The 22,343-nt window shown below is 44.6% G+C and carries 18 protein-coding genes; 11 read left to right on the plus strand and 7 right to left on the minus strand.

Annotated elements, in window-relative coordinates; all coding sequences use genetic code 11:
- Positions 1-32: 32 nt before the first annotated feature.
- Complete coding sequence (gene dnaJ / locus QUF19_RS03255; RefSeq protein WP_102436113.1) at positions 33-1,181, plus strand: molecular chaperone DnaJ; 1,149 nt, start codon at positions 33-35, stop codon at positions 1,179-1,181.
- Positions 1,182-1,318: 137 nt separating this feature from the next.
- On the opposite strand, the gene QUF19_RS03260 is transcribed toward dnaJ, so the two are convergent.
- The gene (locus tag QUF19_RS03260) at positions 1,319-1,750 is read right to left on the minus strand and encodes a type IV pilin protein (RefSeq protein WP_286295924.1); all 432 of its coding nucleotides are present in this window, start codon (positions 1,748-1,750) and stop codon (positions 1,319-1,321) included.
- A gap of 102 nt (positions 1,751-1,852) precedes the next feature.
- Between QUF19_RS03260 and QUF19_RS03265 the strand changes: the two genes are divergently transcribed.
- From QUF19_RS03265 to tadA, 7 genes are all read left to right on the plus strand, one after another.
- Positions 1,853-2,398: a GspH/FimT family pseudopilin gene (locus QUF19_RS03265; RefSeq protein WP_286295926.1), complete on the plus strand. Its 546-nt coding sequence runs from the start codon at positions 1,853-1,855 to the stop codon at positions 2,396-2,398.
- On the plus strand, positions 2,385-3,020 hold the full coding sequence (locus QUF19_RS03270) for a PilW family protein (protein WP_286295928.1): 636 nt from the start codon (positions 2,385-2,387) through the stop codon (positions 3,018-3,020). Before QUF19_RS03265 ends, QUF19_RS03270 begins: the two co-directional genes overlap by 14 nt.
- Positions 3,017-4,318, plus strand: a complete 1,302-nt coding sequence (locus QUF19_RS03275; RefSeq protein WP_286295930.1) for a hypothetical protein — start codon at positions 3,017-3,019, stop codon at positions 4,316-4,318. The genes QUF19_RS03270 and QUF19_RS03275 overlap by 4 nt, the downstream gene beginning before the upstream one ends.
- On the plus strand, positions 4,308-4,757 hold the full coding sequence (locus QUF19_RS03280; RefSeq protein WP_286295932.1) for a prepilin-type N-terminal cleavage/methylation domain-containing protein: 450 nt from the start codon (positions 4,308-4,310) through the stop codon (positions 4,755-4,757). Before QUF19_RS03275 ends, QUF19_RS03280 begins: the two co-directional genes overlap by 11 nt.
- Positions 4,758-5,054: 297 nt before the next feature.
- The gene (locus QUF19_RS03285; protein ID WP_010438945.1) at positions 5,055-6,617 is read left to right on the plus strand and encodes an AbgT family transporter; all 1,563 of its coding nucleotides are present in this window, start codon (positions 5,055-5,057) and stop codon (positions 6,615-6,617) included.
- Between the two features lie 231 nt (positions 6,618-6,848).
- Positions 6,849-8,138 (plus strand): hemolysin family protein, encoded by a 1,290-nt coding sequence (locus tag QUF19_RS03290; protein ID WP_286295939.1) that lies wholly within the window; start codon positions 6,849-6,851, stop codon positions 8,136-8,138.
- Between the two features lie 140 nt (positions 8,139-8,278).
- Complete coding sequence (tadA, locus tag QUF19_RS03295; RefSeq protein ID WP_286295945.1) at positions 8,279-8,863, plus strand: tRNA adenosine(34) deaminase TadA; 585 nt, start codon at positions 8,279-8,281, stop codon at positions 8,861-8,863.
- Between the two features lie 57 nt (positions 8,864-8,920).
- Here tadA and QUF19_RS03300 read toward each other — a convergent pair whose 3' ends face one another.
- Both QUF19_RS03300 and mltF read right to left on the minus strand, forming a co-directional pair.
- The gene (locus tag QUF19_RS03300; protein ID WP_017106613.1) at positions 8,921-9,055 is read right to left on the minus strand and encodes a hypothetical protein; all 135 of its coding nucleotides are present in this window, start codon (positions 9,053-9,055) and stop codon (positions 8,921-8,923) included.
- 314 nt (positions 9,056-9,369) lie between these two features.
- Positions 9,370-10,938, minus strand: a complete 1,569-nt coding sequence (gene mltF / locus QUF19_RS03305) for a membrane-bound lytic murein transglycosylase MltF (RefSeq protein WP_286295949.1) — start codon at positions 10,936-10,938, stop codon at positions 9,370-9,372.
- Positions 10,939-11,267: 329 nt separating this feature from the next.
- On the opposite strand from mltF, the gene purL reads away from it, so the two are divergent.
- Both purL and QUF19_RS03315 read left to right on the plus strand, forming a co-directional pair.
- Positions 11,268-15,164: a phosphoribosylformylglycinamidine synthase gene (purL, locus tag QUF19_RS03310; protein ID WP_286295951.1), complete on the plus strand. Its 3,897-nt coding sequence runs from the start codon at positions 11,268-11,270 to the stop codon at positions 15,162-15,164.
- A gap of 264 nt (positions 15,165-15,428) precedes the next feature.
- Positions 15,429-15,962, plus strand: a complete 534-nt coding sequence (locus QUF19_RS03315) for a DUF3332 domain-containing protein (protein WP_286295953.1) — start codon at positions 15,429-15,431, stop codon at positions 15,960-15,962.
- An 83-nt stretch (positions 15,963-16,045) separates the two neighbouring features.
- On the opposite strand, the gene dapD is transcribed toward QUF19_RS03315, so the two are convergent.
- Positions 16,046-17,077 (minus strand): 2,3,4,5-tetrahydropyridine-2,6-dicarboxylate N-succinyltransferase, encoded by a 1,032-nt coding sequence (gene dapD / locus QUF19_RS03320; protein ID WP_286295956.1) that lies wholly within the window; start codon positions 17,075-17,077, stop codon positions 16,046-16,048.
- Between the two features lie 504 nt (positions 17,078-17,581).
- Between dapD and QUF19_RS03325 the strand changes: the two genes are divergently transcribed.
- A complete protein-coding gene (locus QUF19_RS03325; RefSeq protein WP_286295957.1) occupies positions 17,582-19,576 on the plus strand; it encodes a bifunctional metallophosphatase/5'-nucleotidase in 1,995 nt (664 codons plus the stop codon).
- Positions 19,577-19,711: 135 nt separating this feature from the next.
- On the opposite strand, the gene QUF19_RS03330 is transcribed toward QUF19_RS03325, so the two are convergent.
- The 3 genes from QUF19_RS03330 to QUF19_RS03340 form a co-directional block, all read right to left on the minus strand.
- Positions 19,712-20,353 carry a MarC family protein gene (locus QUF19_RS03330; RefSeq protein ID WP_122081913.1) on the minus strand — a complete coding sequence of 214 codons (642 nt, stop codon included), beginning with the start codon at positions 20,351-20,353 and terminating at the stop codon, positions 19,712-19,714.
- Between the two features lie 229 nt (positions 20,354-20,582).
- Positions 20,583-21,572 carry a GGGtGRT protein gene (locus QUF19_RS03335; RefSeq protein WP_286295958.1) on the minus strand — a complete coding sequence of 330 codons (990 nt, stop codon included), beginning with the start codon at positions 21,570-21,572 and terminating at the stop codon, positions 20,583-20,585.
- 24 nt (positions 21,573-21,596) lie between these two features.
- The gene (locus QUF19_RS03340) at positions 21,597-22,289 is read right to left on the minus strand and encodes an iron-sulfur cluster assembly scaffold protein (RefSeq protein ID WP_102437418.1); all 693 of its coding nucleotides are present in this window, start codon (positions 22,287-22,289) and stop codon (positions 21,597-21,599) included.
- Between the last annotated feature and the right edge of the window lie 54 nt (positions 22,290-22,343).

A 22,343-nucleotide genomic window follows, 5' to 3' on the forward strand; every position in this document is an offset into this window, starting at 1 on the left:
TCGGTAGTAGCAATTATTTGGTGACCTAGAACATGTCAAAACGTGATTTTTACGAAGTATTAGGCGTAAGCCGCGATGCATCAGAGCGCGATATTAAAAAAGCGTACAAACGCTTAGCGATGAAATTCCACCCGGACCGTAATCAGGGTGATGACAGCGCAGCAGACAAATTTAAAGAAGTAAAAGTAGCGTACGAGATCCTAACCGATGCTCAAAAGAAAGCAGCTTACGACCAATACGGCCACGCAGCTTTTGAACAAGGTGGCATGGGTGGCGGCGGCGGTTACGGCGGCGGTGGCCAAGGTGACTTCGGCGATATCTTCGGTGATGTGTTTGGCGATATCTTTGGCGGCGGTCGTCGTGGCGGCGGTCAAGCGCGTGCACAACGTGGTTCTGATTTGCGTTACAACATGGAGCTTTCTCTAGAAGAAGCCGTTCGTGGTGTTTCTAAAGAAATCGAAGTACCGACTCTTGTTGAGTGTGATACGTGTGACGGTAGCGGCGCTAAAGCGGGTTCTTCTGCACAAACGTGTGGCACTTGTCATGGTCACGGCCAAGTACAAATGCGCCAAGGCTTCTTTGCCGTTCAACAAACTTGTCCTACTTGTAATGGTAAAGGCAAGATCATCAAAGACCCATGTAACTCATGTCACGGTCAAGGCCGTAAGCAGAAGACTAAGACGCTTAACGTTAAGATCCCTGCTGGTGTGGATACTGGTGATCGCATTCGTCTATCTGGCGAAGGTGAAGCGGGAGAGCAAGGCGCTCCGGCTGGTGACCTTTACGTACAAGTTCACGTAAAAGAGCACAACATTTTTGAGCGTGACGGCAACAACCTTTACTGCGAAGTGCCAGTTAGCTTCACAATGGCAGCGCTAGGCGGCGAAGTTGAAGTTCCTACACTGGATGGCCGTGTAAACCTTAAAGTGCCTGAAGAGACACAAACGGGCCGTATGTTCCGTATGCGTGGCAAAGGCGTGAAAGGTGTTCGTGGCGGCGGTGTTGGTGACCTAATCGTTAAGCTAGTGGTTGAAACACCAGTTAAGCTAAGCTCTCGTCAAAAACAACTTCTTCGCGATTTCGAAGAGACATGTTGTGGCGAAGCAGCGAGCAAGCATAAGCCAAAGTCTGAAGGTTTCTTCAGCGGCGTTAAAAACTTCTTCGATGACCTAACTAAGTAATTGATAGTGATTTGAAAATTCTAAAGCCTGCCAGTGTGCAGGCTTTTTTGTATCTGTAGATCAGAGAAAAGAAGCTCAGAGAAGAAAGGGTCGAGATTTCTCAGATAAATTCTCGAGCCCTTTGGGCGTTGCTCTTGTTACTTCCAACACGCTTCTGGCTCCGAAACACCCGAGTGATGCAATTCCAACTTATCGGTATTCGAGTCTAAACATTCATCATTTACTTGCTGCGAAAGCGGTTCCGCTTGAATTGAATAGGTGGTGCTACTGGCTGAAATCGCTAACGTGTATCGGCTGGTGTCGGTATCGCAAAACAAACATGTCCCTCCAGAAATAATACTATCAGCGGCCGACGCGTAGTTTCCCGTATACAGGGTCTCCATCTCCAATTGAATCTTGGTCATGTCGGCCATAGCGGTGACTCGATGCGCCTTAATTACATGGTCTGTATAACTTGGATAGGCAATGGCGCCGAGTATCCCCACGATGGCGACAGCGATCAATAATTCGATCAATGTCATCCCTCTAATGCTTAAGTTGTTGTTGTTGCATATATTTCTTCGAATCATCGCGAGTAGTTTCCTTTCATATCTCTGTCTATTTTTCTCCGGTGGTAGCATCGGCGCAAGATTAAATACGGTTACGCATCAGATTACATAGGAATTTGGGAAATGACTCGCGGGTTTACTTTATTAGAGCTGTTAATAACGGTATCGGTTTTGTCGATTCTGATAGCCACGGCTGCCCCGAGTTTTAGTTCGGTGCTAGCTTCAACGAAAATCAAGAGGCTTGCACCCGAGGTTCATGGCTTCTTAATTGCAGCGAGGTCAGAGGCCATAACTCGGAATCAAGAAGTTTATTTGTTCTTTTTAGTGTCCGGCAACTCAGGAGCTGTTAATAACTCCGATGGCGATTGGGATTTGGTTTTAAGTAGTTCTGCATCTTATGACCCTACAAATGTTCTTATGTGGTTGGATGGTTCTCCGTATCAGGATATAGAAGTGTCCTTTAATTTTTTCAATCAAAATTCAATATCGATCGAGGGTGTCAGGGGCCGCTTCAGCAATGGCAATATTTCGATAGCATCTATGAGTAAATTAACGGAGGTGTTGTCAATAAAGGCATCAAATGTTTCGGGGAGGATTAGGATTTGTAGTAGCGATCCCAATGAAAATGGACGTAACAGTATAGGTAACCACGGTTATGAGATCTGTTAACTCGTATGTTAAGGGCAGCACACTAATCGAAATGATGGTGGCTTCAGTTATTGGAATCATCGCAATTGGGACTATAGGTTCTGTATTCATTACTAATCAACGAATCTCTTCAGAAAATAGCTTAGAGCTTTTGTTATCACAAAACTTATTTTCCGCCACTCAAATGATGAAGGAGGAAATTTGGCGCGCTGGTTATGACTCAGATTCGGGGATATCGATTAAGTTATCGGGAGCTACAAATACAATTTATGTTAATCAGGTAAGCGTTGATGAGGCGTATATTGGTTTTGCTTATTTGAAGGATGGTGCATCGTCAGCGTATCGAAACATTGTCTATCAATTCAAAGAAAATAAGCTCAACTATTGCTTGGGAGAGTCTGGTGAGCTTTTGGCAATTAATGAAAAACCATTTGGGACGGCTAGTGGCGCAGTTTCAATGAAGTGTGAAAGCGTGTTCTTTGATCGTCAAATTCAAGTTGATGCTTTATTTGTTGAGGCTAAAGAGCTTTCAACAGGATCTTCGGTTTCTCAAAAAGTAGACATTGAGTTAAAGGCGTCTTTGGTAAATGCCGATGTTAGTCATGAAGTGAGAACTTCCGTTGTTCAGAGGAATTGGCAATGAAGCGATGTAAGCAGGGAGGATTTATCACTCTGTTGTTGGTTAGCGTTCTTCTTGTTGGAACATTAATCGCTTCTTTCGGGAATTTTAAAGTTCTCTTTTATCAAATCAAGCGAGCACAAAATGAAGTTCAGGCACGTAAAGCTCATTGGTTAGCAGAAGGTGGTTTAGAGTGTGGTTTCACTTACATCGCTGAAAATGATCTGACTGCTATTCCCAATGATTTAATGGATCATTGTCAGCAATCGAAAGTCGTTACGTTGGAATCAGAAGCCCTCACACCGAATGTATTGGTATCGAGCTCTGAGTCTTTATCGTTGAACAAAGAGATTAGCTTTGAAGACGCTTCGGGATTAGGAGTAATGCAAACCAATTCGAGTTTAGAATTTATTTCTGATCACAACATCGACATTAATCCTGATATTGCTCTTACTGCTGTTGATGGTATTAACGAGTGTGTCTCTGTTCGATTTTTAGATAGTGTCATCTATAAACAAAAGGGAGGAGGACGCTTAAAGACCATAACTCCAGAGTCACCTCCTTTTCCTTCCTTCGAGTCTTGCCAACAAACCACCAATATTAGCAGTGATGCAATTATCGACTCTTTGGGTTCATTGCCTTCAAACTCATTTCAATCAGATTTCAAATTCGATCCGGATATCGATACTTTCTCTAACTACTTTGGAGTGCCAAAAACTTCAGAGAACATTGACCAAATTAAGCTTGATTATCATGTTATCGACCTTATTGACCGGACTACATCTCCTCCTAAACACACAGACTTGGTTGGTGGGAAATATGAAGGTAATAAATGTAGTAAAGCTATTAATGATGCCTTTTCAAGTGGGGAGAATAAGGTTTGGGTTATAGGTGATTGCGTCGTTTACTCACCTGCCATCAATGTAGTCGAACCTATCCCAGGGGTTATTACGCCACGTTCATTGGTGATTCAAGACGGCATCGTTGCGAACGGCAACGCAAGCGTATTTGATGGATCTTTTTATCATCTAAATGATATGAGCGTATTCGATAATCCTAACTCTCCCGATGTCGATACCGACCTATTGAGTGTTTTGTGGACTAAAGTTCCAGATACAATTCCTATCACTGATTTAGTACAGAGCAATTCGGTTTATATTGGATTTGCTTCTTTTTTTCCTAAAGGCGGGATGTTTTTTGATTCCACTGGAGGACTATCGACAATTCAGGGGTCAATCAATTTGGATTATACCGGTGAATACAATCCTCATAGTGCTCCTTTGAAAGCGAAGTGGAAGCGAGGATCATGGAATGACTTCTAAACAACGAGGTTTCAGTTTGATAGAGGTGCTTATCTCTTTTTTGCTCATCGGTGTTGCTTCGTTAGGGTTGGTTAAGTTGCAGGTCTACGCTGAACAAAAATCGGATTTTGCGCTTCACAGTGTTGAGGCTCTTCATTTTGCAGAAAGGCAGATGGAATACTATCGAACTCGTGTCTCGGATGTGAGTGGTGCGGTTGGGCTAATTCCTTTTTCGGAACTTAATCAGGCGAACCATTGTCTCAACACCGCAAGTTCAGACCCCTTATCCGGTTTATCAAGCTCTGCCTATGCGATGACTTGTGAGGTGTCTAATGCCAATGGTGCTTTGTCTGGCGCTTTGAAAAACATTACGGTGACTGTTGCATGGCAAGATCGTATGAACAAGTCGCAAAGTATTTACCTAGAAACTATGCTCTCCAAATACAGTGAGTTTGACTGATCCCTAAGCAAACGTTTACTGCATGCCAAGGCTCCCGATACTCCTTTTACTGATAATTTTCACTCCTCGGACATTGTTTACGTACAGGTTAAATGACTGTATATGGAATGGTGTTTTTTGTGTTTTTATATTGTTGCTGTTGTATGGTATTTTTGCAAAATATGTCTCCATTTATGGAAAATAAGGTGGAACCTTGTGCTTTTTAATGGCGACTTTAATAGAATATGTGCTGCACCAATAGGCCATGGTCCAAACTTATATTAGGCCTAAACAAACAACATCACATATGGAGTTACCATGAGTAACCAAGCCGTAAAAAAAGCACCATCGACTGAGAAGATCAGTGGGATGGACCGCTTTCTAAACTTCATTGAACGCGCCGGCAACAAAATTCCAGACCCAGCAATTCTGTTCTTCTGGGCTCTAGTTATCGTATGGGTAGCATCTGCACTTTTGTCGAACCTTTCATTCGACCTAATCAACCCTCAAACGGGTGCTGCTCTAGAAGTTAACAACCTACTTACTGGTGAAGCGCTTGCTAGCTTCCTAGCAAATATGGTAACCACATTCACAGGCTTCGCACCGTTAGGCATCGTACTTGTTGCTATGTTAGGTGTTGGCGTTGCTGACTCTTCAGGCTTTATTACGACTGGCCTTAAGAAGATGCTTAACTTCACGCCAGCTAAGCTACTAACGCCAATGCTAATCTTGGTTGCTATCGTGTCTCACACAGCAGCTGATGCAGGTTACGTTCTAGTAATTCCTCTTGGCGGTATCATCTTCCACGCTGCGGGTCGTCACCCTCTAGCGGGTATTGCAGCAGCGTTTGCTGGTGTATCAGGTGGTTTCTCAGCGAACTTCATTCCTTCAGGTATTGATCCGCTACTAGCAGGTTTCACTCAAACAGCGGCAAACGTTCTTGACCCTGCATACGTGGTTAACCCTCTAGCGAATATCTTCTTTACTGGTCTATCTTCAGTTCTAATCGTTGGTATCGGTTGGTACGTAACAGAGAAAGTTATCGAGCCTCGTCTTGCTAACACTCCTGTTGATGAAGATGCAGAACAAGCACCTGACCTAGGTACGTTCACGGCGATTGAATCTAAAGCATTCAAGTTTGCTGGTTGGGCAATGGTTGCGGGTATTGGTCTGCTTATCGCAGCTTTGGTTCCTGAAAACTCAGCACTTCGTTCGCCTGAAGGTGAGCTAACAGCGTTCTCGGCACCAGTAATGAAGTCTATCGTTCCTCTGATCTTCATCCTGTTTATTATTCCGGGTATCGTCTACGGCCGTGTAGCGGGTACTTTCAAGAATAGTAATGATGTTATCAAAGCAATGTCTGAGACGATGGCAACGATGGGCGCATACATTGTAATGTCGTTCTTCTGTGCTCAGTTCCTATCTGCATTCGCTCAATCAAACATTGGTACTATGCTGGCACTTTACGGTGCTGAAGGCTTGAAAGCGATGGACCTTCCAGGTGAAGCAACGGTTGTTGGTATGATTCTACTAACGGCTGCAGTTAATCTTCTTGTTGGTTCGGCTTCTGCTAAGTGGGCACTGATTGGTCCTATCCTAGTTCCTATGCTAATGGTTGTGGGTATCTCTCCAGAGCTATCTCAAGCGGCTTACCGTGTAGGCGATTCAGTGTCTAACATCATCTCTCCACTAATGGTGTTCTTCCCACTGGTTGTTGTTTACTGTCAACGTTACGTTAAGTCGACAGGTATCGGTACTCTAGCTTCTCTAATGATGCCATTCTCGATTGCTATGCTAATCGGTTGGTCAATCTTCTTGCTAGCTTACTGGGCTCTTGGTATCCCACTAGGTATCCAAGCTCCTTACACTTACACAATGTAAGATAAGTAAAGCTAAGTAATAAAAGCAAAAGTTAGTAAGATAAAATCATCGAAGCCCGCACCCAAATGTGCGGGCTTTTTTTCGCTATTTTTTTCGCCATTTTTTTTCTACTTCTGTTTGTGTCCAAGATTTCTTATATCCAAAACTTTTTATATCCCAAATAAAGGCACTCAGCTTATACTCCGGATTACGGCTAATTGTTGGCCGGTAAAATTAGGAAATCCAATCCACATGAAAATTCTGCTTTTAGTAGGGTTAATTGTTTTAAATGGTCTGTTTGCCATGTCAGAGATTGCACTGGTAGCAGCAAAGAATAGTCGGCTGAAACGCTTAGCCGAAAAACATCGCTCCGCTCAGGTTGCACTTGAGCTCAAAGAAAATCCAACCCGCTTCCTTTCAACCATTCAAATCGGTATTACGGTAATCGGCCTACTCAGCGGTATTGTGGGCGAGGCGACGCTATCTGCGCCATTGGCCGTTCAACTTGAGCTGTGGGGATTCGACCCAACCCAAGCGAATATCTTGTCTACTGCGGTAGTCGTTGTCGGTATTACTTACTTCGCGATTGTTGTGGGTGAGTTGGTGCCAAAGCGTTTTGCTCAATCCCAAGCTGAAAACATTGCTGTGTTAGTCGCGCTGCCAATCTTCTGGTTATCTAAAATCGCGACGCCGTTTGTGTTTGCTTTGTCTGCATCAACCGAAGGTATTCTTAAGTTAATGGGACGTGGTGGCGAAGAAGGCAGTGTGACTGAAGACGATATTCATGCACTCGTGAAAGAGGGCTCTGAATCCGGTGTGATAGAGCGTGGCGAGCAAGAGATGATTCGCAATATTTTGCAGCTTGATGATCGCCTTGTTAGCTCGTTAATGACGCCACGTCGAGACGTCGACTTTCTGGATATTGACCAGCCCGTTGAGCACATATTCAAAAAATTACGATCGTCAAAGCACAGTGTGTTTCCATTATGCCAAGATCATCTCAATAAAGTGGTCGGTACGGTGTCGTCCAAAGCCTTGCTGAATCAGGCGGGCAATTTAAGTATTCAAGTCATCATGGGACTGTCTAAGTCGCCGATCTATGTTCCAGAATCGATGAAGGCACTGCGGCTACTTGGCTACTTTAAAGAGTCGGGTACCGAGATGGCATTCATTGTTGACGAGTATGGCGATGTGCAAGGCCTTGTGACTCATTACGATATTCTTGAAGCGATTGCAGGTGAGTTATCCAATAACCCCAATGACCTATGGACAGAGCAAGTGGAAGACGGGTTGCTGGTGGATGGATTAATCCCTATCAGTGAGCTCAAGAACCGTTTAGAGCTGTCAGAGTTAGAAGGGGAAAGCGAAGGCTTCCAAACATTGAATGGCCTTGTCACTTGGCTAATTGGACGTTTACCCGAGACGGGAGAAGTCGTTCAGTGTCAGCAATGGCAGTTTGAAATCATCTCGGTCGAGAACAATCGTATCGTGAGTGTTAAAGCGACAAAAATAGTCAATGAGCTAGACGATGATGTTAGTTAGATAAGCCGCTAGCGAGAGATTAAACGAACAAGCCCGCGCTTGTTGTCCATTATCTCTTTATTGTTCATAATCACTAAGATTAGGTATGCTTCTCAGCATACTTTTTTTTTGTTCTTATCCTTTGCTTTCTGGAGTTCCCTTTGTCAGACCATCAATTCAGCCCTCAAGATGAAATCTTTATGCGACGTGCCATCGAGGTGGCCAAGCAAGCTGAGAAAGAGGGGGAGGTTCCTGTTGGTGCTGTGTTGGTAAAAGAGGGTGAGATTATTTCTGAAGGTTGGAACCGTTCGATTGGCAGCCACGATGCCACGGCACATGCAGAAATCGAAACCTTGCGTAAAGCTGGCCAAGCCTTGGAAAACTATCGCTTACTTGATACTACCTTATACGTCACGCTTGAACCGTGCCCAATGTGTGCGGGTGCCTTGTTACACAGCCGAGTGAAGCGGATTGTCTTTGGTGCACCTGACTTAAAAGCGGGTGCTGCGGGTACGGTATTGAATCTCTTTGAAAGCCAAGCCTCATACCACTATGCAGACGTGGAAAATGGTTTGTTAGAAAAAGAGTGCCGTGAGCAACTGCAAGCGTTTTTCAAGCGTCGTAGAAAAGAGATAAAAGAAAAACGAAAGCAAGACCGTCTGTTGGAAGAACAGTGTTTAGAATCTGACAAGGCAAGTAATAAGAATAAGGTCAGCAACAAGAACAAGGTCTGTAACAAAAAATAGAAGCAAGCTTCGGCACTCTCTATCGTAAGAGTGCCGCAGAAAACTTACTCGGGATATTTACTCAGAAAGTATCTGCATGAAAGCACGGTTGCGCCAAATGATCTTTTTCTTATTATTTGAAAGCATACGCTTACGACGGTTTGCAGCAACGGTCTTATCAAGGCGTTTCGATTTCAGTTTGTTCTTCATCATTTCAACGATTTCCTATTTGTCGTCTGGCTTTGTAATTATGACTTCAGTTTTAATTATAGTGGTTATTTGTTTATGAGCTCTGTCGCGAACTTAGCGATACTTTTTGAGTAACCATCGCGATGGCCAGTGTCTGAATGCAACAGAACATCATGGCGCTTATGGTGTGTCGTTATAAAGTTCGATTGTTACTGCAATATGACACCTTAAGTTTAACGGTCACTTTGTTTGTTTAGTTTCTCAATGCGAACCGGCCGTTACGAACCAGTGGCTCATGTATAAAAAAAGAGCAACGCTATATAGCATTGCTCTTTTATTTATTTGGAAGACTCAGCTTCGTCGACAGCGGATTCAGCCGTACTGATTGTCGATTCAGCGCCCGAGATCTCTAAAGGTGGGATAACCACCAAACCTTCAAGGCTCGCTTCTTCTTCTTTATTTCGCTTGTTCACATGGCCAATAATGCTTTGGTAATAACGGCGAATGTTCTCAACGTAATTCCTTGCTTCATCACCACGAGCATAACCGTAACGAGTTTTACTGTAGTACTTCTTCTGTCTTAGAAGAGGCAGCCTGTCTTTCACATCACCCCAAGCGTCAGGATCACCGCCTTGTGCTTTAGTTAAGCGACGTGCATCCATCATGTGCCCGTAACCTACGTTATATGACGCGAGGGCAAACCAGATCTTTTCATGTTGTGTGATTGAATCTGGTACTCGATTCACGATACGACGTAAGTATTCCACGCCACCTTGTACCGATTGTTTCGGATCAAGACGATTGGTTACACCTACGCTCTTCGCGGTTGGCAGCGTCAACATCATCATGCCACGAACACCGGTTGGAGAACGCGCGACTGGGTTCCAGTGTGACTCTTGGTATGCCAAAGCAGCAATCAAACGCCAATCAAATTCTTGTGAGTATTTCTGAAATAGTGGTGACCATTTTGGTAGCTTGCTATCCAATGCGCGGATAAAGGCACGAGTATCAACGTAGTCAAAAGTACCAATGTGGCCGATGTACTTCTCTTCTAATGAAGCCAGTTCACCAGACTGTTTAAGGTTACCGAAGAACTCAATCAGCAACGCATACAGGCTTTCATCTTCTGAACGTTCTAAGTACCAAGAGATAGGTTGGTCTTCAGTAAGTTCGAAAGCAAGAGCCACATCAGGGTATAAACGCTGTGCCAAGGAAAGCTCAATGGAGTCTGCAACGGTAAACAGTCGCTCTCCGGTTGATACTTCTTTTAGCAGGTCATTGATGTCTGCATTACCGACCGCATCGTAGATAAAGTCATCGTGTGTGTTCTGAAGCTGTTTTAGTGTTGGTTCAAAGTGTGAGTCTTTCACCACAACTAAAGATGGCGTCAGTGTTTCATTTGATGCCGTTTCTTCTGATTCAGATTGTTCTTTTACAAACTCGGCCTGACGATCGTTCTCAAACTTGATCAGTTGATCGAGGTTTCTTGGTCGCCATTGACCTTTCTTGTACACGACTTGTTGGCTTACATAGTAATAAGCAGGTGCAGCGCGATACGCACGTGTCAGGTTGTTGTTTTGTGTTAATCCGGTCGCGATAAGATCGATTTCGCCTTTCTTCAACGCAGGGAATAAGCCGGATAAGCGGTATGCAGGTTTAACCTCAAGCTTTACACCAAGCTCTTCAGCAAACTCACGAGCCAGTTCGTAATCTAAGCCAGCAGGGCCATCGGGACCAATGTAATAAGAGAGTTGGTTATTCAGTGTGCCGACACGCAGAACGCCGCGATCTCGTATCTGTTCAAGAACACTTTTAGGTTCAGACTCAATCTGACATCCAGTTATCCCGAATAGAGCGATAGCGAGCAAAAGGAATTTAGACGAAAAGATCAGCGTAATTTTATGCATCAAAATGAAATCTCGAAAAGTGGAAGCCCCTTTATACCAAACCCCGCAAGGCTGGCAAAGCAGGTTTATTTAAACAGTTGTAAAAGTGCTGATAAATGCAGCAAAACTGTCATTTATATCGTTAGATGAAAAAAATAACGCAAACGGTTGCTTTTGGTGTTACGTCACAAAAAGAAATGCTTTATAATGCGCTCGCATTGAAGAGGTGGAATCGGCATAGGTTTGTTAACCTTCGGGAATAGCTTCGAAGAAAACAGTTAGGTTGTTCCTATAACCCACTGAATTTATTCCAATATCACCTTAATCAACTGCATAAGAGACCTAAGCACATGAGAATTTTGCGTGGCTCCCCAGCTCTATCTGAGTTTCGTGTTAACAAGCTTTTAGAGCTTTGTCGTGAATTAAGCTTACCTGTAACAGGTATTTACGCTGAGTTTGCCCACTTTGCTGATTTAACGGCAGACCTAGATGCGTCTGAAGTTGAGAAGCTAGAAAAGCTACTGACTTACGGTCCAACGATTGAAGAGCATGAACCTGAAGGTTTATTGCTGCTTGCAACGCCACGTCCAGGCACTATCTCGCCTTGGTCTTCAAAATCAACTGATATCGCACACAACTGTGGACTGGCTAAAGTGTCACGTCTAGAGCGCGGTACAGCTTTCTACATTGAAACTTCTTCTGAACTTTCTGAGCTTCAACTTGTTGAGCTGAAAGCAATCCTGCACGACCGTATGATGGAAGTGGTTTTCACTGACTTCGAATCGGCAGCGGCACTATTTACTGTTGCTGAGCCTGCTCCTTACGCGGAAGTTGACCTATTAACTGGCGGACGTAAAGCGCTTGAACAAGCAAACGTTACCCTAGGTCTTGCGCTTGCAGAAGATGAAATTGATTACCTTCTTGAAAGCTTCACTGAAAAGCTAGGTCGTAACCCGACTGACATCGAGCTAATGATGTTTGCACAAGCGAACTCAGAGCACTGTCGTCACAAGATCTTTAACGCTGATTGGACTATCGATGGCGTTAAGCAAGAAAAATCATTGTTCAAGATGATTAAGAACACTTTTGAAACGACACCAGAACACGTTCTGTCTGCTTATAAAGATAATGCAGCGGTAATGACAGGTTCTGAAGTCGGTCGTTTCTTCCCAGATCCAGAAACTCGTCAGTACAACTACCACCAAGAGAAAACACACATCTTGATGAAAGTTGAAACGCACAACCACCCAACGGCAATCTCGCCATGGCCGGGCGCATCAACAGGTTCAGGCGGCGAAATCCGCGATGAAGGCGCGACAGGTATTGGTGGTAAGCCAAAAGCGGGTCTAGTTGCTTTCTCAGTATCTAACCTTAAGATCCCGAACTTCGTTCAACCTTGGGAAACTGACTTTGGTAAGCCGAGCCGTATCGTTACTGCTTTGGATATCATGCTTGAAGGCCCTCTTGGTGGCGCAGCATTCAACAACGAATTTGGTCGTCCAAACCTACTAGGTTACTTCCGTACTTACGAAGAGAAAGTAAACTCTCACGCAGGTGAAGAAGTACGTGGTTACCACAAGCCAATCATGCTGGCTGGTGGTCTAGGTAACATTCGTGATGATCATGTTCAGAAGAAAGAGATCCCAGTAGGTGCAAGCCTAATTGTTCTTGGCGGTCCAGCAATGAACATCGGCCTTGGTGGCGGTGCTGCATCTTCAATGGATTCGGGTTCTTCTTCTGAAGACTTAGATTTTGCATCTGTACAACGTGAAAACCCAGAGATGGAACGTCGTTGTCAGGAAGTTATCGACCGTTGTTGGCAGCTTGGTGATGCGAACCCAATCGCATTCATCCACGATGTGGGCGCGGGCGGTATCTCGAATGCACTTCCTGAGCTAGTAGACGATGGCGAGCGTGGCGGTATCTTTAACTTACGTGACGTGCCAAACGATGAGCCGGGCATGAGCCCACTTGAGATCTGGTGTAACGAATCTCAAGAGCGCTACGTTATGGCGGTTGCTGATAAAGACATGGCAACATTCGATGCGATTTGTAAACGTGAACGCGCACCTTACGCCGTGGTTGGTAAAGCAACTGAAGAGCGTGATCTGAAACTAGAAGATTCACATTTCGACAATACGCCAATCGACATGCCGATGGACATCCTTTTAGGTAAAACACCTAAGATGCACCGTGACGCGAAGACGCTAAAAGCAAACAACCCTGCGATTGACCGTTCTGGTATCGAACTAAACGAAGCGGTTGACCGTATTCTTCGCCTACCAACAGTGGCAGAGAAAACATTCCTTATCACTATCGGTGACCGCTCGGTAACAGGCCTTGTAGCTCGTGACCAAATGGTTGGCCCATGGCAGGTTCCAGTTGCTAACTGCGCAGTAACTGCAGCAAGTTACGACTCTTACCACGGTGAGGCAATGTCTCTTGGTGAGCGTACGCCAGTAGCACTACTAGATTTCGGCGCGTCAGCTCGTCTAGCTGTTGGTGAAGCAATCACTAACATCGCAGCGACCAACATCGGCGATATCAAACACATTAAATTGTCAGCTAACTGGATGTCTCCAGCGGGTCACCCTGGTGAAGATGCTGGTCTTTACGAAGCGGTTAAAGCTGTTGGTGAAGAACTATGTCCGGCACTGGGTCTTACTATCCCAGTAGGTAAAGACTCAATGTCGATGAAGACTAAGTGGGAAGAGAACGGCGAACAGAAAGAAGTCACTTCTCCGCTGTCTCTTGTTATCACTGCGTTTGCACGTGTTGAAGACGTTCGTAAGACGATTACGCCTCAGCTTCGCACTGACAAAGGCGCTTCAAGCTTAGTACTTATCGACCTTGGTAACGGCCAAAACCGCATGGGCGCAACAGCACTAGCGCAAGTTTACAAGCAGCTTGGTGACAAGCCAGCAGACGTAGACAATGCGGCACAACTAAAAGGTTTCTACGAAGGCGTTCAAACGCTTGTAGCAAACGACCAAGTTGTGGCTTACCACGATAAAGGCGATGGCGGTCTATTCGTAACGCTAGCTGAAATGGCGTTCGCAGGTCACTGTGGTGTTAATGCTGATATTGCGGCGCTAGGCAAAGATACGCTAGCAGCACTCTTCAACGAAGAGCTAGGTGCGGTAATCCAAGTTCGCAACGATGACCTAGACGCAGTGCTTTCTACGCTTGCAGCTAATGGCCTAGAAGCGTGTTCACACGTAATCGGTTCTGTTGAAGCATCAGACGAAGTAGTGATTAAGTCAGGCGCAGATGTTGTAATCCAACGTAACCGTACTGAACTACGTACTATCTGGGCTGAAACGACGCACAAGATGCAAGGTTTACGAGATAACCCAATCTGTGCAGACCAAGAGCACGAAGCGAAGAAAGACAATTCAGACCCAGGTCTGAACGTGAAACTAAGCTTTGACGTAAATGAAGACATTGCTGCTCCTTACATCAACACGGGCGCTAAGCCTAAGATGGCGATTCTACGTGAGCAGGGTGTTAACTCTCACGTTGAAATGGCAGCAGCATTTGACCGCGCAGGCTTCGAAGCGACTGATATTCACATGAGCGACATCCTAACGGGTCAAGCGGTACTAGAAGAGTACAACGGCCTTGTGGCATGTGGTGGCTTCTCTTACGGCGATGTACTGGGCGCTGGTGAAGGTTGGGCTAAGTCGGTTCTGTTTAACGACTCTACTCGTGACCAATTTGAAAACTTCTTCAAGCGTGAAGATACTTTCTCTCTAGGTGTGTGTAACGGTTGTCAGATGTTGTCTAACCTGCGTGAACTTATCCCGGGAGCTGAGTACTGGCCACGTTTCGTTCGTAACGAATCAGAGCGTTTTGAAGCTCGTTTCAGCTTAGTTGAAGTTCAGAAGTCTGATTCTGTATTCTTCAACGGCATGGAAGGTTCTCGTATGCCAATCGCTGTTTCTCACGGTGAAGGCCGCGTAGAAGTACGTGACAACGACCACCTAAATGCGATTGAAAACTCAGGTACAGTTGCTCTACGTTACGTTGATAACAACGGTAACCAAACGCAGCAATACCCGAACAACCCGAATGGTTCGCCAAACGCTATCACAGGTCTAACAACGACGGACGGCCGTGTGACTATCATGATGCCTCACCCAGAACGTGTATTCCGCACGGTTGCTAACTCTTGGTCTCCAGAAGGTTGGGGCGAGAATGGCGCTTGGATGCGTATGTTCCAAAACGCACGTAAGAATGTGGGTTAATCACTTACCTACATACCGCATTAATCTAGGCTAGGTTAATCAAAAATGAAAAGCGCAGATCGAAAGGTCTGCGCTTTTTTATTACACAAATTTTAGGAACCAGAGCGAAACAAATTAGGTTTGCAGTTTGCTGTTCTAAAAATCTCCACTACGCTAAATGTTATGGAATCAATTTGTTAGGCCATCATTTCTTGTATTCATACAAGAACAATTCAATTTGGCCGTTCAAAAACTGAATCAATCATCGTGGCATAAGAGGGATCTATGAAAACAACAATTACAAAAGCAGTTGCAGTGGCAGCGATTGTCATGTCGTTAGCTGGGTGTGTCGGTAGTAACGCTGTTACTGGGAAATTAATGAAGTTCAACGTTGAGGTTGTAGATAACCGTTACGCTCGTGCCGGGGTCAACTTCTTGCTTGCGCCAGTTTACGCGCTAACAACAGCAGCCGATTACATTGTATTTAACTCAATCGAGTTCTGGGCGGGGAAAAACCCTCTCACAGGCGCACCTCATATCTTTGATAGTAAAGTCGACACTATGATTGATGTGAACGATAGCTTAGATGACTCATTGAAAGATGCACCACTTGGTTTCAACAATCGTCAGATTGAATGGGGTGAGATGCAACAGATCGATCAGAACACCATTCAAATGGACATCACCTATAACGATGGCCAAAAGGCTGTTCTGACGGGAGTTCGTGATGGCGACAAAGTCAGCTACTACATGGATGGCACGCTAGTTTCAGAAACCTCTATTCAGGCTCTTGAACAGCTAGCAGCAGAAAAAGCATAACCTTCACTGCTTTACCGCTATAAAAGAAAAGCCGCTGGATTTAACCCCAGCGGCTTAGTATTTTCTAGCATCTAGCGCGTAGATTAGTTGTTGCTGTGTAGCTCGCTGTTCAGTTCAACAGCTGACTTGTTCGCAAGACATTCAATTTGGCCAGTAATCGAGTTACGACGGAATAGAAGATCAGAAACACCAGCTAAGTCGCGAGCTTTAATGATTTCAACTTCGTTGCCTTCTTTATCTAGCATACGAACCTTAGTACCCGCGGTCACGTAAAGACCAGACTCAACCGTACAACGGTCGCCCATTGGGAAGCCAAGACCCGCGTTTGCGCCTAGTAGGCAGTTTTCGCCGATAGAGATAACCATAGTACCGCCACCAGACAGAGTACCCATGATAGAAGCACCGCCGCCGATGTCAGAACCGTTACCCACAACAACACCCGCAGAGATACGACCTTCAACCATGCTTACGCCAGTCGTACCTGCATTGAAGTTGATGAAACCTTCGTGCATAACCGTTGTGCCTTCGCCTACGTGTGCGCCAAGACGAACACGAGAAGTGTCAGCAATGCGAATACCTGTTGGTACCACGTAATCCACCATTTTAGGGAACTTGTCTACGCAATCTACAGATAGAGCGCGACCCGCAAGGCGAGCTTCGATTTGACGCTCAGCCAGTTCAGGAAGATCGATTGGGCCTTCGTTAGTCCATGCGATGTTGTGCAGTAGACCGAAGATGCCGTCTAGTACCGTATCGTGTGGTTGGACTAGGCGGTTAGAGATAAGTTGCAGCTTAAGGAAGCCTTCAGCAACTGATGCTGGCTTCTCGTCAGTCTCAAGAACAACAAGAACAAGTGGCTGTTCAGACGCTGCTGCTTTCTCTGCGAAAGATGCATTTGCTGCATCGTCATTTGCTGCGAATGCTTTCGCCAGTTCTGCGCTTTGTGCAGCAGAGATTTCGATAGCTTGGTTGCCTTCAGTGTAACCTGCAACCTCACCAACAGCTGCTACAAGAGCATCGCTTGGGTTTAGAAGTGGGTTAGGGAAGAACGCTTCAATGATTTTATTGTCGCGATTTTTGGTTGCCGTACCGAAGGCTAGTGAAAAGTAAGCCATGTTGAATCTCCATGTGTTGAGTCTTGATTTTGCTATTCAATAACAACGGCTCGAATAACAAGCGCTGCCGTTAGCAAAGTTAATTTAATTGCGTTCATCATAAAGAGAGCGCCCTCGTTATGAAAGGGCGTATCGGGATAAAGTCTGTAAAATGATATTGCTTGTCTTTTTAGCGATAGTTTTCATTATCCGGATATTACTCTTAGCGCTTAATATCTCGTTGATTGGTTGAGTTGCGCCGCTCAGCCTCATTTTCATTTCCGATACTGCTCTATAGCTGCCCCTCTTGTTCTCAGTATCAATAGAGTTAGTCACATTTCCTTTATAAATTCATGTTTATTATCACAATTAATCGAGTTCTGTTGATTTATCGTTTGTGCTTACAGTCCGAGTAAAAACTCAAGTTTTCAGCTGTGTAATTAAGAGAACGATCACTAAAACCCTTCAATATATAAGTATATTTCCAGCCATAACGACATTAAAACGATGAATAAAGGATCTTCTATGAATTTTACTAAGTCTTTACTGGTGCTCTCTATCGGCGTAGCGATGGTTGGCTGTGGCTCGGACAATGACGACAATATTATTGCTCCAGATATGACATTGCGCATAGCACATGTGAATGACACTCACTCAAATTTTGATCCTGTAAAATCCAGTTTTACTATGGGTGTTGATGGCAAGAAGGTTTATAACGAATTTGGCGGCTATCCTCGCCTATTGAAAGCCGCTGACGATATCAAAGCGGGGGCTAAAGCAGACAAAGAACCTTTGTTATTCTTGCATGGTGGTGATGCATGGCAAGGTACCGCTTACTTTAAGCTAAATGAAGGTGCTGCAAACGCAGACTTATTGTCCCAGATGGGGTTAGATGCAATGGTACTTGGGAACCATGAATTCGATTTAGATACCGACAAGCTCGCATCGTTCATCAATACGGTTAGTTTTCCTGTATTAGCAAATAATATGGATGCATCAAAAGATCAGTCTTTAAGTAATGTAGATAATTTATATCCGTATCAACTATTTGCATTTGAAGGCTCAGAAAAAAGAGCAATTACCTCTGTTTCTGATGCAAGTGATGATGAGAAAGTTATTGCGGTAATAGGTGTTGTTTTGGGTGATATGCCAACGATAGCTACCGGAACTGGCGATGTGACATTTAGTGACCAAATTACAGCAACTCAGGCCACTATAAATGATTTAAAAACCAAGGGTGTGAATAAAATCATCGTTCTATCACACATAGGAAATGCTGCCGATAAGGATCTGGCTGCCAATACAACGGGTATCGATATCATTGTTGGCGGTCATTCTCATACTTTACTTGGTGATTTTACCGACCTTGATCAAGGCAATAATGGTATTTACGCCGAAATGATCCCGCAAAAAGACAAAGCACAAAATACTTGTGTGGTTCAAGCTGGCCAGTATGCGGAAGCTATTGGAGATGTTGATGTATCATTTGACATAGACGGCAATCTCATCTCATGTGTTGGGAACAATACTTTATTATCAAATGATGAGTTTTATCACGATTCTCATCGAGAACATCAAATGATTAGTACTGATAAAGATGATGTAACGTCGTTTATTGATAATAATGAAAAAATCACGATAAAAGATGAAGATATTGATTTAAGAACCCGTATCGACGCAACTTATAAGCCAGCTCTCGATGCTGCGTATGGTGATGTTGTTGCAGCTGCACCGACTGAAATCAGTCATGAGCGCCGTCCTGGTGATGCTGGAACTGATAAGCATGGTTCTGATGTTGCACCTATGATAGCTCAAGGTATGATTTATTGGGCAAATCAACCGTCGGTAGCAACGGTTACTGGTAAAAATGTTCAGATTGGTTTGGTGGGAGCTGGTGGTGTTCGAACGGATATCGCGTCAGGTGATTTTAGGGAAGGTAATGCTACGTTAGAATTACTCCCATTCTCGAACTACTTGTCGATTTTAACAGTGAAAGGCGAGGTGATTCGAAACCTTATTGACAGCACAATTGAGCCGACGCTTGCTGAAGGTGCTCATGCTGGCAAGTTCCCTTACGTATCAGGCATGCGTTACACGTTTACAGAAGATGTGAAAGGTGTATCAGGCACAGTGACAACTCTAGAGGTAAATACTGGAACAGAAGACAATCCAGTGTGGGCGACAATGAACGATGTTGATAACTACACTGTTATCGTTAATAACTATAATGCAAGTGGTAGTGATGGTTGGAATGTATTAGGCAATGCTCAATTAACATCTACAGATCGTCAAGACATTGTCATTTCAGGCAATGGTTTTAAAACTTACAAAGTTAATAACCTGACATACGATGGAAGTACCGAGAAATATAGCGTCCACTATGACGGTGGTATTAAACCATGCGCGGATGGTTCAGGTGAAAAATGTAATACTGATGCAGAATCATTTATTTCTTGGGCTGAGCATAAGAAAGTATTAGAACCACTAGGCTTTGAAACAACAACGATGGAATACAAATAATACAGATATCGCTCTTATCGGAGCGTTATGTATTGTTAATTAAAGTCTTAAAATACAAGGCTATAGGTTAGCCTTGAGAGAAAGTAGCCAGCAAGTTGCTGGCTACTTTTGTATCAGAACTTCGTCGTTCTGATCTTAGATAAACAACGCCTTATAAGCCTGCTCAATCCCTTCAATCAACATCTGCATACCGATAACTGCGAGTATTAAGCCCATCATTCGAGTAATCACATTCAGTGCGCTTGGTCCGACCGCTTTCACGAAGCGTTCGCCGAATACAAACAGTATGTAGGTTAAGGTACACAGTAGACCAAAGGCGACGATGGTAATGATGGTCTCGTAAATGCCTTCAGTGCTGGCGAAGTTCATCGCAGTGGCAATGGTGCCTGGGCCTGCCAGTATTGGCATGGCTAAAGGTGATACAGCGATGCTTAACGCAGCGTCTCGCTGGGCGTCTGAGTTCACTTTCTCTTTTGCTTTTGAGTGTGTTGAATCACCTTGCAGCATGTGAAAGCCAATCAAAAAGACCAGAATACCGCCTGTGATGCGCAGCGCGTACAGCGTGATACCAAAGAGGTCAAAGATCAGTTTGCCAGAGATTGCAAAAGTACTGACGATAACGAAGGCAATGAGTACCGATCGGAATGCGATAGATTTAACCGTTTCCCTATCGTTATCACCGGTTAATCCAAGAAAGATTGGCGTATTAGCAATAGGGTTCATAATGGCAAAAAAGCCCATGAACACGGTAATGGTATGAATGATGAGCTCTTTCATATTATTCCTTTGAAAAGATGCAGTTAAATACGAATGGTTTGTGTATTTAATCTTAGATACAAATAATTATTAGAAATAGATAGTAGAGCAAGTGTGAATAAAAAACAGCCAGCATAAGGCTGACTGTTTGGTTTTAGTGATAGGTGTAGAGTTTTGGTCGTCTGTTATTGCTTGTTTCTCAGTTAACGGACTCTACTCTATGGATAGATCGTGGTGCCCAACGTTGTCGTTATGCGTTTTGAGATTCGCTCACTGCCACAGCCAATGCAACCGTTGCACCGACCATTGGGTTGTTACCCATACCGATGAAGCCCATCATTGCCACGTGAGCTGGGACAGAAGAGCTACCTGCGAACTGAGCATCAGCGTGCATTCTGCCCATGGTATCTGTCATGCCGTAAGACGCTGGGCCTGCTGCCACGTTATCTGGGTGCAATGTTCGACCTGTACCGCCGCCTGAAGCAACTGAGAAGTAAGGTAAACCTTGGCGAGTACGTTCTGCTTTGTAGATACCTGCAACAGGGTGTTGGAAGCGTGTTGGGTTAGTTGAGTTACCCGTAATACTTACATCCACTTCTTCTCTGTGCATGATTGCCACGCCTTCACGTACATCATCAGTGCCGTAACACAAGATCTCTCCGCGAGGGCCTTGTGAGAAGCGGCGACGTTCTGTTTCAACAAGCTCGCCTGTTTGGTAATCGTATTGAGTGCGAACATAGGTAAAACCATTGATGCGAGAGATTAAGTAAGCCGCATCTTTACCTAGACCATTAAGTATTACCTTCAATGGGTTGTGACGTGATTTGTTGACGTTGAGTGCGATTTTAATCGCACCTTCTGCAGCAGCAAAAGATTCATGGCCCGCAAGGAAAGCAAAGCAGTGGCTTTCTTCATTTAGAAGACGCGCTGCCAGTGCACCGTGGCCGATACCCACTTGACGTTGTTCCGCAACACTGCCGGGTTTAGTAAATGCTTGAAGGCCTTCACCAATGATATTTGCAGCTTGTTCAGCGTTGCTTGCTTTACGAAATAACGCCAGTGCTGAGCCAAGGATATAGGCATCGGCAGCGCTTTCAAAAGCAATAGGTTGGGTGTCCATCACCATGGCTTTTGGATCAACGTTGTGGGCTTTACAGTATTGGTTCGCTTGCTCTAAAGAGTCGAAGTTCATTTCTGCCAATACGCGAGTTACTGATTCATTAAATTGAGTGTTCATCATATCTTTCCTCTAAATTGGCAAAAATTATTGTTGGCGTGGGTTAATGGTGGTTACGGCTTCATCGAAGCGACCGTAAGTCCCCGTCGCAAGGTCAGCAGCTTCGTTCGCTGGTACACCTTGATTGATCGCTTTCATCATTTTGCCGAGGTTGAGATACTCGTAGCCAATCACTTCGCTGTGATCATCAAGTGCAAGCTTGGTCACGTAACCTTCTGCAAGCTCTAGGTAACGAACGCCTTTCGCTGAAGTTGAGTAGCTAGTACCTACTTGGCTACGTTGTGTTTGACCTAGGTCTTCTAATGCAGCACCAATTTCTAGGCCACCTTCAGAGAATGCAGACTGAGTTCGGCCGTAAACAAATTGCAGAAAGATTTCGCGCATGGCTACGTTAATAGCGTCACACACCAAGTCAGTATTCAGGGCTTCAAGAATGGTTCTTCCAGTGAGGATTTCGGCTGCCATCGCGGCTGATTGAGTCATGCCTGAACAACCAATCGTTTCGATTAGCGCTTCTTCGATGATGCCGTTTTTTACGTTTAGCGTCAGTTTGGCTGCACCTTGTTGTGGTGCACAAGTGCCGACACCATGGCTTAAGCCAGAAATAGCGATGACATCTTTTGGGCTAACCATAGCGCCTTCAACTGGAATTGGAGCTGAAGTGTGAAGATCACCCCTTTGAATTGGGCACATTGATTGAATTTCTGAAGAGTAGTGCATAATGTTTTCTCACTTATAGAGCCATTTAAGACCTAGGGCGTTGAGAAAACAGGA

This window comes from Vibrio sp. FE10 (assembly GCF_030297155.1).
Classification (GTDB): Bacteria; Pseudomonadota; Gammaproteobacteria; order Enterobacterales; family Vibrionaceae; genus Vibrio; species Vibrio apostichopi.

Coding starts and splice junctions, on each gene's coding strand:
- dnaJ (WP_102436113.1), top strand. CDS start 33: ATGTCAAAACGTGATTTTTACGAAGTATTAGGCGTAAGCCGCGATGCA.
- QUF19_RS03260 (WP_286295924.1), bottom strand. CDS start 1,750: ATGATTCGAAGAAATATATGCAACAACAACAACTTAAGCATTAGAGGG.
- QUF19_RS03265 (WP_286295926.1), top strand. CDS start 1,853: ATGACTCGCGGGTTTACTTTATTAGAGCTGTTAATAACGGTATCGGTT.
- QUF19_RS03270 (WP_286295928.1), top strand. CDS start 2,385: ATGAGATCTGTTAACTCGTATGTTAAGGGCAGCACACTAATCGAAATG.
- QUF19_RS03275 (WP_286295930.1), top strand. CDS start 3,017: ATGAAGCGATGTAAGCAGGGAGGATTTATCACTCTGTTGTTGGTTAGC.
- QUF19_RS03280 (WP_286295932.1), top strand. CDS start 4,308: ATGACTTCTAAACAACGAGGTTTCAGTTTGATAGAGGTGCTTATCTCT.
- QUF19_RS03285 (WP_010438945.1), top strand. CDS start 5,055: ATGAGTAACCAAGCCGTAAAAAAAGCACCATCGACTGAGAAGATCAGT.
- QUF19_RS03290 (WP_286295939.1), top strand. CDS start 6,849: ATGAAAATTCTGCTTTTAGTAGGGTTAATTGTTTTAAATGGTCTGTTT.
- QUF19_RS03300 (WP_017106613.1), bottom strand. CDS start 9,055: ATGATGAAGAACAAACTGAAATCGAAACGCCTTGATAAGACCGTTGCT.
- mltF (WP_286295949.1), bottom strand. CDS start 10,938: ATGCATAAAATTACGCTGATCTTTTCGTCTAAATTCCTTTTGCTCGCT.
- purL (WP_286295951.1), top strand. CDS start 11,268: ATGAGAATTTTGCGTGGCTCCCCAGCTCTATCTGAGTTTCGTGTTAAC.
- QUF19_RS03315 (WP_286295953.1), top strand. CDS start 15,429: ATGAAAACAACAATTACAAAAGCAGTTGCAGTGGCAGCGATTGTCATG.
- dapD (WP_286295956.1), bottom strand. CDS start 17,077: ATGGCTTACTTTTCACTAGCCTTCGGTACGGCAACCAAAAATCGCGAC.
- QUF19_RS03325 (WP_286295957.1), top strand. CDS start 17,582: ATGAATTTTACTAAGTCTTTACTGGTGCTCTCTATCGGCGTAGCGATG.
- QUF19_RS03330 (WP_122081913.1), bottom strand. CDS start 20,353: ATGAAAGAGCTCATCATTCATACCATTACCGTGTTCATGGGCTTTTTT.
- QUF19_RS03335 (WP_286295958.1), bottom strand. CDS start 21,572: ATGATGAACACTCAATTTAATGAATCAGTAACTCGCGTATTGGCAGAA.
- QUF19_RS03340 (WP_102437418.1), bottom strand. CDS start 22,289: ATGCACTACTCTTCAGAAATTCAATCAATGTGCCCAATTCAAAGGGGT.